The sequence below is a fragment of the Carboxylicivirga sp. M1479 genome (assembly GCF_007097485.1).
In the GTDB taxonomy this organism is placed as follows: Bacteria; Bacteroidota; Bacteroidia; order Bacteroidales; family Marinilabiliaceae; genus Carboxylicivirga.
The window spans coordinates 47,437-67,892 of record NZ_VKDE01000005.1 but is presented as its reverse complement, the minus strand read 5'-3'; the positions used below and the strand labels follow the sequence as shown (position 1 = coordinate 67,892).

At 38.2% G+C, this 20,456-nt stretch carries 12 protein-coding genes; 6 read left to right on the top strand and 6 right to left on the bottom strand.

The window, feature by feature from the left end:
* The first annotated feature begins 251 nt into the window (after positions 1 to 251).
* Complete coding sequence (locus tag FNN09_RS05235) at positions 252 to 2,372, top strand: M3 family metallopeptidase (RefSeq protein WP_143300437.1); 2,121 nt, start codon at positions 252 to 254, stop codon at positions 2,370 to 2,372.
* Positions 2,373 to 3,558: 1,186 nt separating this feature from the next.
* Here FNN09_RS05235 and FNN09_RS05230 read toward each other — a convergent pair.
* Positions 3,559 to 4,254, bottom strand: coding sequence for a hypothetical protein (locus tag FNN09_RS05230; RefSeq protein WP_143300436.1), 696 nt, complete (start codon positions 4,252 to 4,254; stop codon positions 3,559 to 3,561).
* 694 nt (positions 4,255 to 4,948) lie between these two features.
* Between FNN09_RS05230 and FNN09_RS05225 the strand changes: the two genes are divergently transcribed.
* From FNN09_RS05225 to FNN09_RS05210, 4 genes are all read left to right on the top strand, one after another.
* Positions 4,949 to 5,983 (top strand): AI-2E family transporter, encoded by a 1,035-nt coding sequence (locus FNN09_RS05225; RefSeq protein ID WP_143300435.1) that lies wholly within the window; start codon positions 4,949 to 4,951, stop codon positions 5,981 to 5,983.
* 567 nt (positions 5,984 to 6,550) lie between these two features.
* Positions 6,551 to 7,054 carry a chemotaxis protein CheW gene (locus tag FNN09_RS05220; protein ID WP_143300434.1) on the top strand — a complete coding sequence of 168 codons (504 nt, stop codon included), beginning with the start codon at positions 6,551 to 6,553 and terminating at the stop codon, positions 7,052 to 7,054.
* Complete coding sequence (locus FNN09_RS05215) at positions 7,041 to 8,273, top strand: carbohydrate porin (RefSeq protein ID WP_143300433.1); 1,233 nt, start codon at positions 7,041 to 7,043, stop codon at positions 8,271 to 8,273. Before FNN09_RS05220 ends, FNN09_RS05215 begins: the two co-directional genes overlap by 14 nt.
* Positions 8,274 to 8,283: 10 nt before the next feature.
* Complete coding sequence (locus FNN09_RS05210; RefSeq protein WP_143300432.1) at positions 8,284 to 9,936, top strand: methyl-accepting chemotaxis protein; 1,653 nt, start codon at positions 8,284 to 8,286, stop codon at positions 9,934 to 9,936.
* Positions 9,937 to 10,624: 688 nt separating this feature from the next.
* Here FNN09_RS05210 and FNN09_RS05205 read toward each other — a convergent pair.
* From FNN09_RS05205 to FNN09_RS05185, 5 genes are all read right to left on the bottom strand, one after another.
* Complete coding sequence (locus FNN09_RS05205) at positions 10,625 to 10,945, bottom strand: hypothetical protein (RefSeq protein ID WP_143300431.1); 321 nt, start codon at positions 10,943 to 10,945, stop codon at positions 10,625 to 10,627.
* Between the two features lie 296 nt (positions 10,946 to 11,241).
* On the bottom strand, positions 11,242 to 13,725 hold the full coding sequence (locus FNN09_RS05200) for a TonB-dependent receptor (RefSeq protein WP_255434037.1): 2,484 nt from the start codon (positions 13,723 to 13,725) through the stop codon (positions 11,242 to 11,244).
* A gap of 33 nt (positions 13,726 to 13,758) precedes the next feature.
* The gene (locus FNN09_RS05195) at positions 13,759 to 14,640 is read right to left on the bottom strand and encodes a FecR family protein (protein WP_143300430.1); all 882 of its coding nucleotides are present in this window, start codon (positions 14,638 to 14,640) and stop codon (positions 13,759 to 13,761) included.
* Entirely contained in the window at positions 14,637 to 15,125 is a 489-nt protein-coding gene (locus FNN09_RS05190) for an RNA polymerase sigma-70 factor (protein WP_221932422.1), read from the bottom strand. The genes FNN09_RS05195 and FNN09_RS05190 overlap by 4 nt, the downstream gene beginning before the upstream one ends.
* Before the next feature lie 151 nt (positions 15,126 to 15,276).
* Positions 15,277 to 16,221 (bottom strand): hypothetical protein, encoded by a 945-nt coding sequence (locus FNN09_RS05185; protein WP_143300428.1) that lies wholly within the window; start codon positions 16,219 to 16,221, stop codon positions 15,277 to 15,279.
* Positions 16,222 to 16,679: 458 nt separating this feature from the next.
* Between FNN09_RS05185 and metH the strand changes: the two genes are divergently transcribed.
* Positions 16,680 to 20,417, top strand: coding sequence for a methionine synthase (gene metH / locus FNN09_RS05180; RefSeq protein ID WP_143300427.1), 3,738 nt, complete (start codon positions 16,680 to 16,682; stop codon positions 20,415 to 20,417).
* Positions 20,418 to 20,456: the final 39 nt, after the last annotated feature.

Here is a 20,456-nt window from a genome sequence, read left to right as displayed (position 1 = left end):
TACTTAAAATATATTGTCTAAAAAATGAGCAATATTGGCTTTTAGAGCCATTACTTTCCTTAGTAAACTTGCTATTACCGTAACAAAACAGAGGATTTAGTACATTGTTCATCATCCTTTTGATAACAATAATGTGTTGTAGGGCATGCCCAAATTACAATATATCATATAATTCATCTACCTAATTTATATATCTTGCGCAACTTCAATAAGCAACCTTTAGACAACAAATTATAATAATTAAAAGACAGATGAGACATTTTCTATTGCTATCATTGGTTATGGTATTAGCACTTACGGCTTGCCAGTCGCCAAAAAAAGAAGCAATCAATGGAGAAAATCCATTTTTTGCTAAGTACGACACTCCTTTTAATGTTCCACCGTTTGACCAGATACAGCCTGAGCATTATATACCAGCTATGGAAAAAGGAATGGCAGCACATAAACAAGAGATTGAAGCTATTATTAATAACACCGAAGCACCTACGTTTAACAACACGATTATTGCTTTGGATGATGCCGGTAAAATGTTATCAGAAGTAATGTCGGTATATTATAGCCTTAAATCGGCACATGGTACTGAGGGCGTTATGGCCATTGCCGCTGAAGTGGGTAAAAAAATGAGTGCCCATGGCGATGATATTAGTTTAAACCCTGCTTTATTCGCTAAAGTAGAGGCCGTTTACAACATGCGTAATGACATAGAGTTAACAGGCGAGCAACTAATGTTGTTAGAAGATACCTATAAAGGTTTTGTTCGCAGTGGTGTTAGTTTGGCTGATGATAAAAAAGTTGAGCTACGTAAAATTAATACGCGTTTATCGGAGCTATACAATTCTTTCTCTACAAATGTATTGACTGAAACAAATAACTTTAAACTGGTTATTGATAATAAAGAGGATTTAGCTGGATTACCTGAATCAGCTGTACTAGGAGCTGCTGAAACAGCTACAGAAATGGACATGGCAGGTAAGTGGGTATTTACTACTCAAAAGCCAAGCATGTTGCCGTTTTTATCGTATGCTGATAAGCGCGAATTACGTGAGCAATTATACAAAGGTTACTACATGCGTGGTAACAATAGCAATGAACTAGATAACAAAAAGATTATCGAAGAGATTGTTAACCTTCGTGTGCAAAAAGCTCATTTATTAGGTCATGAAACTTATGCCGATTATGTGTTGGAAGATCGCATGGCTAAGACATCTGATAAAGTATATGAATTATTAGAGGAACTATGGTCACGTGCAATTCCTGTTGCTAAAAAAGAGCGTGCTGCCATGCAGGCTATTATTGACCGTGAAAAAGGCGGTTTTGAATTAGCTTCATGGGATTGGTGGTACTATGCCGAGAAAGTACGTCAGGAGAAATATAACCTGGACGAGAATGAAGTGCGTCCGTACTTTGAATTGAATAATGTACGCGATGGTGCATTTGATGTGGCTACCAAATTATGGGGTTTACAGTTTGAAGAAATTACAGAAGATTTTCCTAAGCCTCATGCCGATGCTCAGGTATTCAAAGTAACTGAAGCTGATGGTTCACATAAAGGTATTTTGTACATGGACTGGCACCCACGTGCTACTAAAAAACAAGGTGCCTGGTGTGGAGCATTCCGCAAACAGAGCCGTCGTGGTGGTGTAGATACGCCTCCTGTTGTTACCATTGTGTGTAACTTCTCTAAGCCTGTGGGCGATTTACCAGCTTTATTAAGCTTCGATGAGGCTTCAACTCTTTTCCATGAGTTCGGACATGGCTTGCACCAATTATTAAGCGATTGTACTTATACTGGCTTATCCGGAACTTCTGTACCTCGTGATTTTGTAGAGCTTCCATCACAAATTATGGAAAACTGGGCTGGTGATCCTGCCGTGATGAAAGAATATGCTCGTCATTACAAAACAGGTGAAGTAATTCCTGATGAATTAGTAACTAAGTTGAAGAACAGTGGTCATTTTAACCAAGGTTTTGCTACTACTGAATACCTGGCTGCCGCTTTATTAGACATGAATTACCATACACAGAAAGAAGTTAAGCCTATTGATGTTAATCAGTTTGAAGAAGATTATTTAGCTGGTATTGGTTTAATGCCTGAGATTATCTCGCGTTACAAGTCAACTTATTTTATGCATATTTTTGCCAGTGGCGGTTATTCAGCTGGTTACTACAGTTACATTTGGTCGGGTGTGTTAGATGCAGATGCCTTTGAAGCATTTAAAGAAACAAGCTTATACGACCAGACAACCGCACTTTCTTTCCGCGAAAACATTCTTGAAAGAGGTGGTACCATTGATGCGATGGAAATGTATAAGAATTTCCGTGGACGTGAGCCTAAGATTGAAGCATTACTTCGTCAGCGTGGCTTAAACTAATAGCGACCCTTATAGTCAATCAACAATAAATAACAAAAGCGGCTATCTCTTTGAGGTAGTCGCTTTTGTATTATACCGATTGTTCAATTAAATGAGACTTATCTCAAACTGTGTTTTACTAAGTCTCTACATTGATATCCCGCAAAAAGCGCGGGACAGGCTATCAGCATTTACCATTGTAATTTCAATGCTTCGCTTAGGCTCACTTTAAAAAACAATTGGTATAATTTGCCTTATCAGGCGGATTCCTCATTTTTTTAGAAAAACGAGGAGCAAAAAATCTTATTGAAAGAGGTGATTGCTGCGCACCAGAGATGGATTTATTGCTACAGGCTTCCCCTTTCCTTCGTCAAGGCCGCCCTTCTGCAATATCCACTCTTATCACTTACTTTCAATGTACGAAACTATCGTTTCGAGTGGTGGATTTGAGTATTGTATTGAGGATTTTGGTTTGAATAATTTTGATTAGTTTTTTTTATGCGCCATGCATAGTGGCCTCTTTTAATATTGGTTTCGTTTTGAAAAAAGCCTTAGTAAAACCGAGAAGACAAGATTAAAAGCAGCCTTGAATTTTTGTGATTAGCGAGTTAAGAACCAAACTTGTTTGAATTCTTACGAGTGGAACAAAAATCATTTCAATATTCTTTTGTATCCTTTTCTCATTAAGGAGAAAAAGGATAAGCCACTGCGGCTTGAGCAGAAGAGAACTAAATTGGCTTTTATCATTCTCTTTCAATAGTTCGAAATCTCCTTCCGATTGAGTAAGTGGTTGTGAGAATAAACTCTGTGTTCTTCTTTATCTCTGCGGTAAAATTTAAATCATTTGTTCTTCTGTTTTCAGACTAACTTATTAGAGGAGTGCATATGGAACCATAGTTATACCGATTGTTCAATTAAATGAGCTGCGTTTGACTAAGTCTCTACATTGATATCCTGCAAAAAGCGCGGGACAGGCTATCGGCACTTATTATTGTAATTTCAATGCTTCGCTTAGGCTCACTTTAAAAAACAGTTTCGGCATAAACCCATGATATAAGCAAAATGCTCTATCAATCATTTTGTTATTCATTTGGTATGACATCTCTATTGAATGATGTGAATAAAGAGATGTCATCCGTTTACCCCATAAAAAAAGCCCACTTGAACGAGCAAGTAGGCTTTGATAAATAATGATGTTTTTTTACAGCTAGTTTTCTTCTATTGCTTCAATACTCTCTGTTTGTTCAACTATTCCTTTGGATGATCCGTATATAACGTAGTCGGTGTAATAAGCCTCGTTTTTACCCTTCCAAATGAGTTTACCCACTTCGCATAATTCGCTTAGTAGCTTGTATAGCTCATTGCCCATTTTATTTCGCTCAAGTGTTTTTTCGCGTCGTAGGGTAACGGCTGTTGCCTGTTCATCAATGGCATCATCTAATTTGCTACGACTACTCATTAATATATCCAAGCTTTCTTGTGTAACATTACGTTTTGCTAAAGCCGGCAGTCTTGTTTCGCATACCTGGTAGGCATGCAGGGCTTTTTGAACCAGTTCATTATCATTAAATTTGTTAATGTTGTTTAGTTTCAGAACTTTAAGTTCTGGTGAGCCGTTGCCATAAGTTAGTCTGAATCTGTTTTTTAAATCGGTTAATTCATACACTAGTTCCTCGCGGTATGTGTTTTTTTTAGTGGTTGCCATCTGCTGCACACCTTCGTAATAATCGTCTGATGAAAAGGCCTTGAGCGCTTCTGTTAGAGCAATAATTTGCTCCGTTGTTTCAACAGGATAACCATAATTCAAAAATGCGGCTTCGTCGCGTTTAAATACTACAGCCAATTTATCGCCTCGTTGGCATAATTCGGCATTGGTAAATCTAAATGTTGGTAATTCCTCCATTATCAATTTGTTAAAGGTTAATTATTCTAGTGTGTGTGGATTTTGAATAATTAATAGGCGATAAAAGTATGTTTAAAAATTTCGATATAATGTATTGACATTTTAAATAGATTTTAATATTAAGGTGTTTGATATGCATGATTTAATCAAATGAAAATAAGTGATTTATAACTTTTTAAAGAGCTTGTGATTAAGTGCAAAAAGGTGACATTAACACTACATTATGGTATTTATTATAGCTGCAATTATTCATCTTAAAGGGTACATTATAAGTGGTGTTGGTAAGGTGTGTTTTTTTGTTTTATCATTTGCTCGTTTATGGGTTTCAGGAGCACAAAAATTTTGGATATGTGTACTTAAACTTTGGAAAAATGAATCGCATGGTTAGCAAAATGAGTCGCAACGTTGGAAAAATGAACTGCATTGTTGGCAAAGCTTATCGCATAGGCAGAAAAGTCTACTTGAAAGACGACTATGTGAATCGCATGGACAACCCAATGCACTTGAACGTGTTCGTAGACCATTTGAAAAGGATAAAAATGTATCGCAAAGCTCTTAAGATCGATATGCCTTTATTAAGGTTATTTAACTAAAGCTCAGGCGGTGAAATAATGGAGAGTGACTTTTTCTTTCCTTTATTCACTTATCTTTGCGATTGGACAAATGCCACCATTGTAACCTTATAAGCATATTGATGAACGACCTTAAAATCACCAATCGATTATTACTGATCATTGTAATCCCGTTTATTTTCTACTTACTAAAAGTGCTCTCCTTCATATTTGTGCCACTGGTTTTGGCCATGTTCATATCGCTTTTATTCAGGCCTATAATGCGATGGTTCGCCAAGAAAAAGGTGCCCAAGGCATTGAGTATTTTAATGGTAATTCTGATTATTACCGCTGTATTTAAAGTGGGTGGTGAGCTAATAAAACTATCCAGTCAGGAAATATTATCGGCCGATAGCCAGTTTTTTCAAACAGCTGAAGAAAAGATTGTAGGCTTTATTGTGTCTATTGAGGACTTTTTTGGCATTACCCGTTTACAGGGAGAGACGGTTTTTAGTCATTATTTTGAGAATAATAACATGCTCAACAATATTGGTATTACCATCGATTTTATTGGTAATGCCTTGTCGCTAACATTGACCACTGCCTTTTTTGTTGTGCTATTATTATCGGGCTCGATGAATTTTGAGAACTTACTTAATTCAACGCTTTTTAAGGTCAAGTATTCGTCGGTAAAGGCTTTTCGCCGTGTTGAAAAGGACATTATAAAATTTGTACAGGTTAAGTTTATCATTAGCCTGATGACTGGTATTGGCTTTAGCTTGGCTTGTGTCTTCTTCGATGTAAGTTTCCCTATTTTCTGGGGTTTGTTTGCTTTTGCTATCAACTTTGTGCAAATGATTGGTTCTATTATATCGGTGGCTTTGCTGGCTTTATTTGCCCTGGTAGAACTCGACCCAACTGGCACACTAGTCTTTTTTATTTTAACAATTACGGCCGTTCAGGTGGTAATGGGTGGCGTGCTTGAACCCGTGTTTATGGGTAAAACCTTTTCGGTGAATGTGATTGTGATATTGGTGATGCTTATGTTATGGGGATATATTTGGGGTATACCTGGCTTGATTCTTTCTATTCCTATTACCGTATTTACCAAAATTGTATTGGATCAGTTTCCCCGCTATAAAATGGTTTGTAGCATAATAAGTGGCAAAAACGCATAAAATATATCGTCTTGGCTTGACTGCTTGAGCCGTATTTATTGATCCTACTTCAATTATAGCTATTCGTAAAGACAAAGTAACTTAGCATGCAATAGAGCACTCTGAGTTTTCTTGAGTGTTCGTTTACCTATTGTAACGAGATGGTAACATTTATTCTAGATATGTATTTGTTATGGAGGGAATTGTATAGCTTGTACATTATTTAGGTGGCAGTAGAGTAAACAATGTTTCAATTATTCAAGCATGCTCAAAGCTGTTGTATTATTTTTATTATTATTCTAGCATCAAATCTCCTCACAAAACAACTAGCTATTCTCTAATTTAATACGTCCATTTATTCAGTCGCTTTGGTGTTTTGTCTTGCTCAAATTCGAATATTACGAGCATAATATCATTACAACAACCTTTTTATTACGTTAAACCACCCTTTAGTACTATTTATTCAGTACTAAATACCCCTAACTCTTCAGGGTACGTGCCGTAATATTGTTGTGTATAAACAAGTTAATATTCCTGACTGGAAATATTTAGCCCTAATATGATTTTAATCAACAAATAAATAACCAGATGAACAACTCGTTTCTAACATTTCAGCTTAACAACGAATTATTTGCTTTAGGAGTAGAGCAGGTACTCGAAATTATTGAAGCATCGCAAGATCAAAAAATTACCCATTTGCCAAAGGCAGGCCATACCATTGAGGGAGTAGTTAATTTCAGAGGCAACGTCATTCCAGTTATCAATACGCGCTTAAAATTTGATATGGATACCTACGGAGCAGATGATAAGTTTGTTATTATGGTTCTTAACCTAACAATGAATGGTACTGAGCAAACCATAGGAGCATTAGCCGACAAAGTGGTGGATGTTATTGAGCTTGAAGAAAAGGATGTACAGTCAGTACCAGAAGTTGGCCAAGGGATTAATTCTGAATTCATTCAAGGTGTGGTCTACAGGAATGATCGATTCATCATGCTATTGGATATGGAGAAAGCGATTAGTAATGATGATATCATTCAATTAAAAAGTGAAGAGGAGCCTACCAAAGAGGAAGAGCTTGAAACCGCTTAAAGTAATTGTAATGGTAGATGATTATAATTATAGCCATACTTATAGAACGATGAGAAATCAACGTTTAATCGCTGGCTTACTCCTTTCCCTTGCATTTTTATTAACAGTAGTAAATGCCAGTTGTCAGATAGATGAGTCCTTATCTTTTGAAGCTTCTTATACCAGTGATTTTGTGAATAGTCCTTATAGTACACTTAATACAGGTAATGCCTACATGGGCGTTATAGATTTAGCAACAACTCTTAATACCGAGGCAGCTAATTTGTGGAAAGGCGGTGAGTTTTACTTTCACATGGAAAACACACATGGCGCAACACCATCTGCCGACTTGGTTGGCGATTTGCAGGTGTTTTCGAATATTGATAATGGGGATTATACCTATTTATATCAGCTATGGTACAAACAAACATGGGGCGATTTTTCCATCATTGTGGGTAATCACGACCTGAACTCAGAGTTTGTGGCCAGTGAATATGCGGCTGAGTATATTAATAGTTCCTTTGGTATTATGCCTTCCGTATCCATGAATGTGCTGGTATCTATTTTTCCTAAGCCTTGTTTGGGCTCTGTGCTGCAGTATAATGTATCAAATCGTTCGGTATTTAAAGCAGCTATTTATGAGGGTGACCCTTTGTGTTTAGATGATGAACCGTATAACACGAGTTTTTCATTGAATATGGATGATGGATTTTTATCCATCGGTGAGTATGCCTATTCTCTGACCTTAAGTGAACATTTGACAGGCACCTATCATGTGGGAGCTTATTATCATAGTAAGGCATGTAACGATATTTCTAATAGTGAGCTACAACACGAGGGTAATTATGGCTACTATTTTATAGCTGATCAAATGCTTACAAAATCTAGTTCGGGCAATAAATCATTAGCTGGCTTTTTAAAGATTGGTGTGGCACCCGAGGATAGAAATGAATACCCTTTCTTTTGGTCACTGGGGTTTAATTATTATGCTCCATTTACTAAGCGATCAAATGATATTTTTGGTTTAGCATTAGCCAGTCTGTCAATAAATGAAAATTTGGTGGGTAGTGATAAACCGTATCAATATAACTACGAGCAAGTGATAGAGTGTTTTTATAAGACACCTGTGACTAAGAATATTACTATTCAACCTGAAGTGCAGTACATTATTAACCCTGGAGCCATAGCAAGCAATAACAACACCGCTATTGGCTTAGTAAGAACATATATTAACTTTTAACTATATTAAAATGAATTTTAAGAATTTAAAAATTAGTCAGCAATTAGCGTATAGCTTCGGGCTCGTATTAGCCATTTTCGTTATATCCAATCTTATTCAGATAAACCGATTGAATCAACTTGGTAATTTGGAACACGAAGGAGCTGCACGAAGTGAGGCCACCATTTTAGTTACTGAAGCAGATGCCTTGCCTTATCAGTATTACGCTATAATAGCCGATGCCATTATTCTTAGAGATATTGACAAAATAATGGTTAGGTGGAACGCCATAAAAGAAGAGGCTTCAACAGATATTTCGGCCATTGCTAGCTTATTAGACACAGATGCTGAAAAAAGGGCTTTTTCTGAAGTTAAGCGAGCCAATAGCGAATTAATTAATCTGTTTGAAAACGTTATGGTGCCTGCTTTGCGCAAGGATGTAAGCGAAGAAAGTGGTTTGGATATGGCGGCCTTGGATGAACAATTGATTGATATAGTCACACGTTTCTCAGAAAATTTATTGGCCATTAGGGCTTCGTTAATGGATGAAAATGCTGAAGCTGATGAATTGTATGATTCTACACAGAGCAGTCTGGTAAATCTTTCTATTATCTTTTTAGTTTTAGCAATTGTTCTGTCGATTATCATCGTTTTATACATTACACGTGCCATTACACAAACCTTAGGTGGTGAGCCTAATGAGTTAGATGTGATTGCCAAAAAAATGGCTAACGGAGATTTAACGATAGATACAGGTTCTATAGATAAACGCGTAGGTGTTGTTAAAAATATGCTGTTAATGGTTAATCAGCTGCGTGGAGTTATATCAAGCATTAGTAACGGAGCGGATAATATTTCAAGTGCCAGCCAGCAGTTAAGCTCAGGTGCTCAAAGTATTTCTTCTGGTGTAAGCGAACAAGCAGCATCGGCCGAAGAGGTGTCATCATCAATGGAAGAGATGGCAGCTAATATTCAGCAGAATACCGAAAATGCTTTACAGACCCGTGAAATTTCAACGCAAGCCAGCAATGCCATAGAGGAAGTTGTATTGGCTTCAGAAAATAGCTCAAGCGCTGTTAACGAAATATATTCGAAAATAAATGTAGTGGTGCAAATAGCCGAGAAAACAGATTTATTAGCTATTAATGCTGCTGTTGAGGCAGCGCGTGCTGGTGAAGAAGGGAGAGGTTTTGCTGTGGTAGCAGCTGAAGTTAGAAAGTTGGCTGAGCGAAGCCAAACAGCGGCCAGTGAAATCGTTGCTTTGGCCGAAAATGGTATGAAACTTACCAATGAATCAACAGGGCAGCTTAAAAGCATAGTTCCTAACATTCAACAGACCTCTCAACTGGTTGATGAGATTGCTTCCGCTAGTCAAGAGCAGGAAACGGGTGCTAGTCAGGTTAATTCGGCCATTCAACAGTTGAGTATGGTAACCCAGCAGAATGCATCCTCATCAGAGGAAATGGCCAGTAGTTCAGAAGAGATGTCGTCTCAGGCAAGTGAGCTTGAAGAAATAACAAGCTTCTTTACTTTGGGTAATCAAAGAATGAAAAGAAGCTTTACTAAACAGCAAAATGGCTCTGTTAAAAAGGTAAGTAATGCTAACGGACATACTAAACAAGCTGCTAGCAATTTTGATATGGGTAATTTATCCGATGTATTAAACGAATACGAGAATATTTAAGTTTCCTATAGTTTTTCATAGATTATTTTGGTTTGGCACTCAATAGCTTAGGTTATTGAGTGTTTTTTTTGAATAGAATAGATCGCTCCTTTTTGATTGCCTGACCAAATGATTGCACTAATACCATCTATCATTCATAATGGTTTGGTATGTGTCTGTAAGATAACCACTCTGGCTCTCCTCTTTCCCTTTACAGGGGGAAGTACCACCGCTAGGTGGTGATGGGGGTTAAAATTAAACGTTCTTACATTAGAGGTGAGCCTAATTATTATAGATGAAAATCAACAAGCATGAGTTAGCTTTCATAAAAATACCTGCGTAATACGACCACTTATAAACATCGATTTTCTGCGTCATATTCGTTCGACATAGCCCGCTATGCCTTCACAAATAGTCCTTGAAACTCATATTTATAAGCGATCTGAGCAATAAATTTTATGTCGAACTCGGGTTATTAATGCGCTGGTAAAATACCGCAAGGTAATCAACGTGGTTTTCGAAATGGAATACTCTAAAGGCACATTTTGGTTAGTATATAGCATAAGTACATAACCATGCCGCCTCTGACACCCATCTATATAAAGGAGGGGAATAGGTTAAATATAGTTACAAAAAAGAGTAGCTACAAGTAACTACTCTTTTTCTTCCCTATACTAAATGAGATGTTTTCCTGAAAAGCAATACTTGCTTATCCTTCTTTCTCACACTCTTTCTTTTCTTTATCGCAACAAGCCTTTTTCTCAGCACATTCTTTGTCTTCAGTGCATTCTTTCTTGTCAGCACATTCTGTTTTATCAGTACACTCTTTGTCGCACTTAGCTTCGCAAGCTTCCTTGTCAGTTTCAGCTGTAGCTTTATCTTTTGAACAACATGCTTTTTCGGCACCTGCTTCTACAGTTGCCTCAACAGCTGCTTTGTCTTTTGATTCTTCGTTTTGAGCCTTAGTTTTCATTCCGCATGATGACGCCACCATGGCTACTACTGCTAATACTAAAAGTACTTGTTTCATGTGTTTAATAGTTTGAGTTTATAAAATTGTATTAAATAGTTTTGTGTTAGAGACTACGCTATTAATACCAAAGGGTTACAATAATAGAAAAAAATCGTTTATTAATAACCTTTCATCCTTTAATTGTAATTTTTAAACGATTAAATATTGCCTTTTTTTTTGTGTAAATAATTTGAGGAGATAAACGATAGTCTTGTATGACTTACTAACAGTATGAGCATTGTGAAACTACTACCTAAATAATAACTAGCTTAGAAAAACATGATTAGGCACAAAATTCGATGGTTACAGCGAGATTAAAACTGGACTTTTAAATACAGTAGTGGTGTAAAAGGTACTGCTTCGGAGTTAATGTATACTGAGTTAATTTGATCGAGGGGTACACGGTTAAACTGGTTGTATTTAATGTTATCGGTATTGGTAACATTGAGTACGGAAAGCCCCACTTCTCCACTAAATTTTCTGGATGATAATTTATACACAATGGATGCATCCAATCGGTTGTAATCTTTTTCGGTATATTCCTGATTAATGTAGTCGCTAAATAAGGGAAACCCCGAGCCATATACATAGCTTGATGATAAATGGAATCGTCCCAGGTTAAATAATCCTGCCAGCTTTAGTTCGTGCCGTTGATCTTGCGATGATCGTCTGTATTCATCATCGGGGAAAAATGGAAAATACTCCTCCGTTTTGCTTAATGAATAGGACGACCAGATGGAATGACCTTTAAAATCTTTTTTGGCATAAAAATCTATACCATAGGAATGACTATCGCCCGTAAAAATGTAACTGCTTTGCCTGTAACGAACATAGCGTGTTAAACCATCGTTTTGCTTGTTAAATACATCAATGCTAAATAAAAAATTGCGGCGGGTATAGGCTGCTCCCAATACCAGGTGTTGCGATTCCATAACAGGTATCTCATCGTTATCAGCCAATGTCCAACTATAGCGGAAATTACCATTTTCATCCTCAATGGAGCTTTTAACCAAAAACTGATGGTACAGTCCCCAAGAGGCATTTAGCTTTATGTGCGCACCTAGCTTTTGACTCAGGCTTAATCGAGGATCTAAATACAGTTTATTAATAAAAAATGAGTGATTATAGCGCAAACCTGCAGTCATAGCCAATCTTTTGGTAATCTGCCAGCGGTCTTGTGCAAATAAACTAATGCGATTAGCGCGTTCCGATAGATCGATATAACGGTAGTTAAAGGTATCTTCAGTTAGTTTAACCTCGTTATTAATGTATTCACTACCTAGTGTAAGGGTATGTTTTTCTCCTACCAAAAAGTTATTACTCCATTTAAATGAAAGCTCTCCAACGTCATTTTGCGCTTGCTCATCTCTGCGTAGCCAAACCAGTTTATTTTTTTTTCGTTCAATCTGTCGTTGTAAGGAATAATCGGTTTGCAGGGCTGAATAGCTAAATTTGATAGTTGACTGATTACCATTGAGCCATGTTTTGCCATAAAATACACTCGCTCCCAGTTGCTTGTTATCCTCCTGCGAGTTTTGTTGCCAATAGCTCTTCTCCGTTTCTTGATTCCACTGTGCTTTAAACTCATCTGCTCCATGAAAAGCACTTACAAAAAATAAATCGCCATTATTACCTTGCAAGGAGTATTTTAGGTTGAAATCTTTGAATTGATAATCGGGTACAGCATCCACTCGCATGTTTACGTTCTGGTCCGAAGGGTTGGATGGCAAATCATCAGCATTAAACAAGTTATAGTAAGTATGCCTGAAAGCCAACATTATGGCTGATTTTTGGTTAACAGGTAACTCAAGCATACCATTGAGGGTTTGATTATTGATAAACAGATTAATACCCGCCTGTTGCGTGTTTCCTGTTTTACCCGCAATTTTAACAATTCCGCCTGTTACATCATCATTGGTAACACCGTATCCACCTTTTTCTATTTCAATATTTTTAGCCAGGAAGGGGTTAACTGCGCTTATGTTATCATTAAAATTCTTTAGTCCCCAAATGGTAAAACCATCGAATGTTACCCGACTGGTACCTTCGGGGCTTCCCCAAATAATTAAATCGTTGGGTTGTTCGCCTGCGGCTAATATACCAGGCTGGAGACGTAATAAGTTAAATACCGAATTATCGCCATTACCTGGCAGGTAATTGGCGATATGGTGATTTAAGCTTGTTAAACCAGGCGACTCTCCTATTTGTGTTGATTTTTCAACAATGTTATTGGTTACCACTACTTCTTTAATGCCCACCATTGATGGTGTAAGTGTTAGGGTGTGTGTGGTTCCAGCAACCAGCACTGTATCCAGTAGGTAACATCCCAAATGAGAGGCTTTCACCTGGTAAATACTATCGTTTTTAAATTGAAAGCTAAACATGCCTTTCACATCGCTTACCGCTTGCTGGTTATTGGCACTCACATGTGAAAATGGTAATGGTTCGCCCGTACCTGCCTCAATTATTTTACCGATTAGGAGGTAGTTTTTAGCTTGTTTTTCTTTTTTATCGGGATAGATGATGTAAACACCAGCATTATACTCAAAGTTAAGTGGCAAACCGTTTAGTAGCTTTTTGAGGGCTTCGTCGGGCGTATTAAAGCGCTCGTTAATTGTAATTGTATACTTTGCGAGCTCCTTGTCGTTAAACGAAAATTGAATGCCATACTGCTCTCGCCATTCTACCAAAAGTTCATTGAGAGGCATAAACTGGCAATCCACCTCAATTGTTTGTGCTAAAACAGCTGAGATGGATAGGCTCCAAATACATATAATTAAGGCAATAAATTTCTTCACTCAAAGTCCTCTTGAGTTCGCTATTAATTTCTCTTACTTACTAATGAGGTATCCGTTTGATACTTTTTTATGATCGAGTCCCATGGATCGACAAATCATGTTAACCACATCATCAACCGATCGATCACGTGTAAAGTTACCACTATATAAATAATCAAGGTGTTCAGTTGTTTTAATGCTTATTCCGTACTGTCGTTCTACTTCTTCAAACACCATATGTATGGGGGTGCCGGTAAAAATGAACATGTCGTTAACCCAAGAGATGGTTTCACTGGTGTTAACATTGTTATGGCTACTAACTGTTCCATTGTTTACTACAGCCTGCATGTTAGGAGTAATATCAGTTGAGGCACCACTGCTTGTACTAACGACCCGTACTTTACCAGTGTAACATGTTACTTTATAATCGTTTTTACGGGCATAAATATTAAAGCTTGTACCTAGTACAATGGTACGTCCCAATGATGAAACAACCTCGAAAGATTCGCCTTTTTTCACTTTGAAAAATGCTTCTCCCTCAAATTGAACTTCACGTTCGAAACGCCACCAATATGGTTTGTACTTGATAACCGATCCTGCATTAAGTTCTATGCTTGAACCATCGGGTAAGAGGGCTGTTAGGTGCTGGCCTGCATGGGCATTAATTGTTTTGGTATAAAGGCGAAAAAAGGTTCCAGTGCAAAGAGTAAAAATAATTACTGCTGCTGCAGCCATCGCCCACGATCGCATGTTGATGGTTTTTCCTTTTGTCTCTGTTGTTGTTTCTTCAGATTGCTTGCCATTGTCCATCATGGCCTCCATGTTCTGCCACACATCTTCTTTAGAACGCGAGTAAGGCAGCTCAACTTTTGGCAACGACTGCAAAAATTCCTGATCGTTGCTTAAAGGTTCGTTATGTGAGTTTATGTTTTTCATTGTACTGCCAGTGCTTGTCTTAAAAAATGTAATGCGTTTGTCATGCGTTTTTCAACGGCTTTAATGCTTAGTTCCAGTCGTTCGGCTATCTCGTGGTATTTTAGCTCTTCCATCCGACTCATTAAAAATACCTCTCGTTGTATTTCAGGCATTTCTTTTAAAGCTCGTTCGTAATTATTTTTTAATTCTTTATAGTTTAGTGTTTCTTCTGGTGATTGACTTTCGGTAATATCGGGTGGTCGAGCTATAAAGGCTTGCTCAGTTTGTTGCCGTCGGTATTTACTTATAAAAGCATCTTTGGCCATTTTGTATAGTAAACCGATGAGTTCTTTGGGAGGTTTGTCAATTTGTTTTTCCCACAATTTCATAAATGTATCCTGCGCTATATCAGTTGCTAACTCAGTATCACTACAGCGGTAGTAGATGTAATTACGCAAGGCGTCAAAATGTTCGTCAAATAATTTTTTAAACTCTTCCCGATTCAAAATATTCTAATTGTTTGTCCTTTACTCCTAAGCTCTATCAATACGTAAAAAGTAAGACAATTTGTTACGTTGTTGCTTTGTTTTTTTCTAAAAAACCCGGAGAAGTAAGGCACTTCTCCGGGAAACTTATTTAGAGTGAACGGGAAGTTGCTTATTGTCCGTTTTGATTTCTTTCCTGGCGTCTTTCACGTTTGCGTTTACCAATTTCAATTTCTTCGCTTCCTTCTGCAGTGGTCATGATCGCAATATTGTCACATTCCCCATCTCCATAATTGATTGTTGCAAAGTCTACACCATTTTTAGTGCTCGATAATGTTACCTCACCAGCCACAATGTAACGGCATCCACCTTTTTTAATTAATGGCGTTGTAATTAATCGGCTGTATTCGTTTTCATCTGAATCAACACATGTTACAGAACCAGTTATTTCAAAGATATCATCTGTATGATCTAGTGGAGTATCCATACCTTGAGTCCATGTTCTAACACGTACGGCCTCACGGTGTATTGTTGTTCCATCTTCAAGTGTGAATGTTAAGTCTCGTACAATGTCTACTTTAAACTCATCCTTTTTAAATGTTTTTTCGCTTGTACCTGCGATACCAACTGCATCAACACTAAATTCTTTAAAAGTTACTGTGCGTGTAGCACCATTTACTTTGCGTGAAGCTGTTTGGTATATTTCGATAATACCTGAAATTACACGACCATTTTCCAATTCAGTTGATTCACCATAATTTAATGTGATTGTACGCGGCCATCCACCTTCTTCTTTTACAATATGAATATCCGGACATTTTCCCCATTTGTAACGATCACGGTAACGCTTCTTGCTTCCTTCGCCGCCAGCTTTTAATTCGATACCGTCTTGCTCTGCGGCTATAGTTGCCATGGCTTCATCGGTTCCGGTAAATAAATCCACTTCGTATTCTGCTGCTTCGGCTAAATCATCTAACGAAGCTTCAGTTGTTACCACAGATTCTGTTGTTGATTTTAATTCTATATCAGCCAGTGGCATTTCCTCAATTAGTTGATCGTTCTTGTCGCAGGCTGATAATGCCGCAATAACTGCTAATGATAATAGTACCTTCTTCATAATTATAATTTTATGTGATTAGTTATTTTCTTTTTTGCTCAAAACGTCGTGTTTCGAGTTGCTTTACATGTATACACCGCACACAATGTAAAGTACCCTACCAAAAAAATCAATTATTTTGCATTTTGATATGTATGTGTCAGATATTGAGGCTTTAATAAAGAGAATTTATTTATAAAAAAGAGAGTTTAAACGATAATCTGGCTATTCAAATAAGTTTATCCATCGTTCAATCTATCAAATTTCTACGAAAAGAATCTAAACGCTGTTATACTTCATGTTTTGAAAGTGCTACGAAGGTCAAAAAATATCGTAATTTTGTGTGTTAAGGAGCTAACCTTTATAAACAATGATTGTTAGCATAGGTAACACCACCTTTTTACTGCTCCGTGGAGTTGAAGTAAGAAGTACCGAAACCATAAATACAGTAACCACAATTTTCAACAGAATAACGCAATATGACACAAACGGAATTGTTGTATAAAGTCATTAAGGAACGAGTATTGTTGCTCGATGGCGCCATGGGTAGTCTTATTCAAAATCATCAATTGGAAGAGGATGATTTTCGTGCTGAGCGATTTAAGAACCACCAGTCACCATTGAAGGGTAATAACGATTTGCTATCCATTACCCAGCCTGAAATTATTAAAGGTATCCATATACAATACCTTGAGGCTGGTTCTGATATTATTGAAACCAACACATTTAATGCTACCTCCATATCCCAAGCTGATTACGACATGGAAGCGGCGGTAAAAGAATTAAATATTCAGTCGGCTAAAATAGCACGTGAAGCGGCCGAAGAATTATCAACACCAGATAAACCACGTTTTGTTGCAGGGGCTATTGGTCCTACCAATAAAACAGCATCCTTATCGCCTGATGTGAATAATCCGGGTTTTAGAGCTGTTACTTTCGACGATTTAAAAGATTCATATAAGGAACAGGTAGAAGGTTTAATTGAAGGTGGGATTGACTTATTTTTAGTTGAAACCATTTTTGATACACTGAATGCCAAGGCTGCTTTATTTGCAATTGACGAAGTGCTGGAGCAAAAAGGCATTGATAAAATGCCTGTTATGGTTTCTGCAACGGTGGCCGATGCCAGCGGTCGAACACTATCGGGTCAAACCATGGAAGCCTTTTTAAATTCTGTTTCGCATGTTGACCTTCTTTCTGTGGGACTTAACTGTTCGTTTGGAGCCAGTGACTTACGTCCTTACATCGAAGAACTAGGAAAAAGAGCACCATTCAAAATTAGTGCTTATCCAAATGCTGGTTTGCCTAACCAGTTTGGTGAGTATGATGAAACGCCGGTTCAAATGGCACCTCAGGTTAAAGAGTACCTGGATAATGGCCTGGTTAATATACTAGGAGGTTGTTGTGGTACTACACCCGATCATATTCGTGAGTTTGCACGTATGATTGATGAGGCTCAGGTTCACAAAGCTGCAGAAAATGATCACACCACGCGATTGAGCGGATTGGAAGGCCTAACTTTTTCAAAGGAATTTAACTTCATTAATGTTGGTGAGCGCACCAACGTTGCTGGCTCGCGTAAGTTTGCCCGCCTAATACGTGAAGAAAAATACGAAGAAGCCTTGACCATTGCACGCGATCAGGTTGAAGGTGGTGCACAAATAATTGATGTGAACATGGACGATGCCATGTTAGATGCTAAAAAGGAGATGGTTACTTTCTTGAACTTGATGGGTTCGGAGCCTGATATCGCCAAGTTACCAGTGATGGTGGATAGCTCTAAATGGGAAGTGCTGGAAGCAGGATTAAAGTGTTTGCAGGGTAAGGCTGTGGTTAATTCTATTAGCTTGAAAGAGGGTGAAGCGCCGTTTTTAGAGCAAGCATCAAAAATTAAGCAATATGGTGCCGCTGTAGTGGTTATGGCTTTTGACGAAACGGGTCAGGCGGATACTTTTGAGCGACGCAAAGAAATATGCCAGCGTGCCTATGATTTATTGACGAAGAAAATTGCTTTCCCACCAGAGGACATCATTTTTGATCCTAACATATTAGCCATTGCCACAGGTATTGAGGAGCATAATAACTACGGTGTTGATTTTATCAATTCTACACGATGGATTAAGGAGAACCTTCCATATGCCAAGGTTAGTGGTGGGGTTAGTAATCTGTCATTCTCGTTCCGAGGAAACAATGTGGTGCGCGAAGCTATTCACTCGGCATTTTTGTTTCATGCCATTAAAGCTGGCATGGACATGGGTATTGTTAACCCGGGTATGTTACAGATTTATGATGATATACCTGCCGACTTATTGGAGCATGTTGAAGATGTGATATTGAATCGCCGAGATGATGCAACAGAGCGCATGATTGAATTCGCCGAAAAACTCAAAGATCAGAAGGTAGAAGGAAAAGAAGACAACCGTTTAGCATGGCGCGAGGGCAATTTGGAAGAACGTTTATCGCATAGTCTGGTAAAGGGTATTCCTGACTTTTTGGATGTTGACCTGGCAGAGGCACGCGAAAAGTACGCTTATTCCTTAGAAATTATCGAAGGCCCATTGATGGACGGCATGAATGTGGTAGGTGATTTGTTTGGCTCGGGTAAAATGTTTTTACCACAGGTTGTGAAAACAGCGCGTGTAATGAAAAAAGCAGTGGCTATTCTTCAACCATTTATTGAAGATGAAAAAGCTGCTACGGGATCAGGCGGTTCATCAGCTGGTAAAATACTAATGGCCACGGTTAAAGGCGATGTTCACGATATTGGTAAAAATATTGTAGGCGTTATTCTGGCTTGTAATAATTACGAAGTGATTGATCTGGGCGTGATGGTGCCAACTGAAAAAATATTGGCAGCAGCTGTTGAGCACGATGTGGATATCATTGGGCTGAGCGGTTTGATCACACCATCTTTGGAAGAAATGGTAAGTGTGGCGCGCGAGATGGAGAAACGGAATATGAAGTTGCCATTAATGATTGGTGGTGCTACTACTTCAAAAATACATACAGCGGTTAAAATAGAACCGAACTATAGTGAGCCTGTGGTGCACGTTAAAGATGCTTCAAAAAGTGTACAGGTGGTAAGTGCTCTTTTATCAAAAAAGGATAAAGAGAACTTTGTAATTGATGTGCGTAAAGAGTACGAAGGCTTGCGCGAGCGAAACGCCAATAAAAAGAATATAGCCCTATTACCAATTGAAGAAGCTCGCAAGAAGAAGGCTAAAATTGATTGGAAAAATACCATACTACCATTACCTGCCGAAGTTGGAGTGCGAACCTTGGAGGATTACCCAATTAGCGAGATACGTAAGTTTATCGATTGGACATTCTTCTACCAGGCATGGCGCCTAACAGGTAATTATGCCGATATGGATGCCGTTACCGATGCCGCTTCTGAAGCCAAGTGGTTGGAGCGCTATCGTACCGACGATGCTAAGGCAAAAGCCAAAGAAGCATTAAAACTGCATAAAGACGCCATGGCCATGCTTGATCGTATTGAGAAAGATCACATGTTACAAGCCAATGCGGTGTTTGGTATATTTCCAGCGCACAGTGTAGGCGACGATATTGAACTATATACCGATGAATCTCGTCAGGAAGTATTAAAGACTTTCCACCATTTGCGCGAACAGCAAAATAAGCCTGGCAAAGAGGTATTCCATTGCTTAAGTGATTATGTGGCGCCAAAAGAGAGTGGGCGTTTTGACCATGTGGGTGGTTTTGCTGTTACAGCTGGTATTGGTATTGAAAAATGGATTGAACAATATGAGGCCGACCACGATGATTATAGCAGCATCTTGTTAAAGTCATTGGCCGACCGTTTGGCTGAGGCTTTTGCAGAGTTACTACATTACAGGGTGCGTACCGAGTTTTGGGGTTATGCACCAGATGAAGTGATTGATCATGAGAATTTAATTCGTGAGCGTTACCGTGGAATACGTCCAGCTTTGGGTTATCCCGCTTGCCCCGACCACAGTGAGAAGCGTACGCTTTTTGATCTACTGGATGCGGAAGAAAATGCTGGTATCACACTTACAGAACATTATAGCATGTATCCTAATGCTGCAGTAAGTGGTATTTACCTGGCACATCCTGAAGCCATTTATTTCGGTCTTGGTAAAATTGGTAAAGATCAGGTGGATGATGTTGCCAATCGTAAAAATACCAATGCTGAAGATATTGAAAAATGGATTCCTTTAAATCTAGATTATAAGTAAGATAAATAGCATAATCCCTCTTAATCTCACAATAGGGGG

Bases quoted from the DNA above. Each gene is read 5' to 3' on its own strand.
- FNN09_RS05235 (WP_143300437.1), top strand. From the start codon at position 252: ATGAGACATTTTCTATTGCTATCATTGGTTATGGTATTAGCACTTACG.
- FNN09_RS05230 (WP_143300436.1), bottom strand. From the start codon at position 4,254: ATGGAGGAATTACCAACATTTAGATTTACCAATGCCGAATTATGCCAA.
- FNN09_RS05225 (WP_143300435.1), top strand. From the start codon at position 4,949: ATGAACGACCTTAAAATCACCAATCGATTATTACTGATCATTGTAATC.
- FNN09_RS05220 (WP_143300434.1), top strand. From the start codon at position 6,551: ATGAACAACTCGTTTCTAACATTTCAGCTTAACAACGAATTATTTGCT.
- FNN09_RS05210 (WP_143300432.1), top strand. From the start codon at position 8,284: ATGAATTTTAAGAATTTAAAAATTAGTCAGCAATTAGCGTATAGCTTC.
- FNN09_RS05205 (WP_143300431.1), bottom strand. From the start codon at position 10,945: ATGAAACAAGTACTTTTAGTATTAGCAGTAGTAGCCATGGTGGCGTCA.
- FNN09_RS05195 (WP_143300430.1), bottom strand. From the start codon at position 14,640: ATGAAAAACATAAACTCACATAACGAACCTTTAAGCAACGATCAGGAA.
- FNN09_RS05185 (WP_143300428.1), bottom strand. From the start codon at position 16,221: ATGAAGAAGGTACTATTATCATTAGCAGTTATTGCGGCATTATCAGCC.
- metH (WP_143300427.1), top strand. From the start codon at position 16,680: ATGACACAAACGGAATTGTTGTATAAAGTCATTAAGGAACGAGTATTG.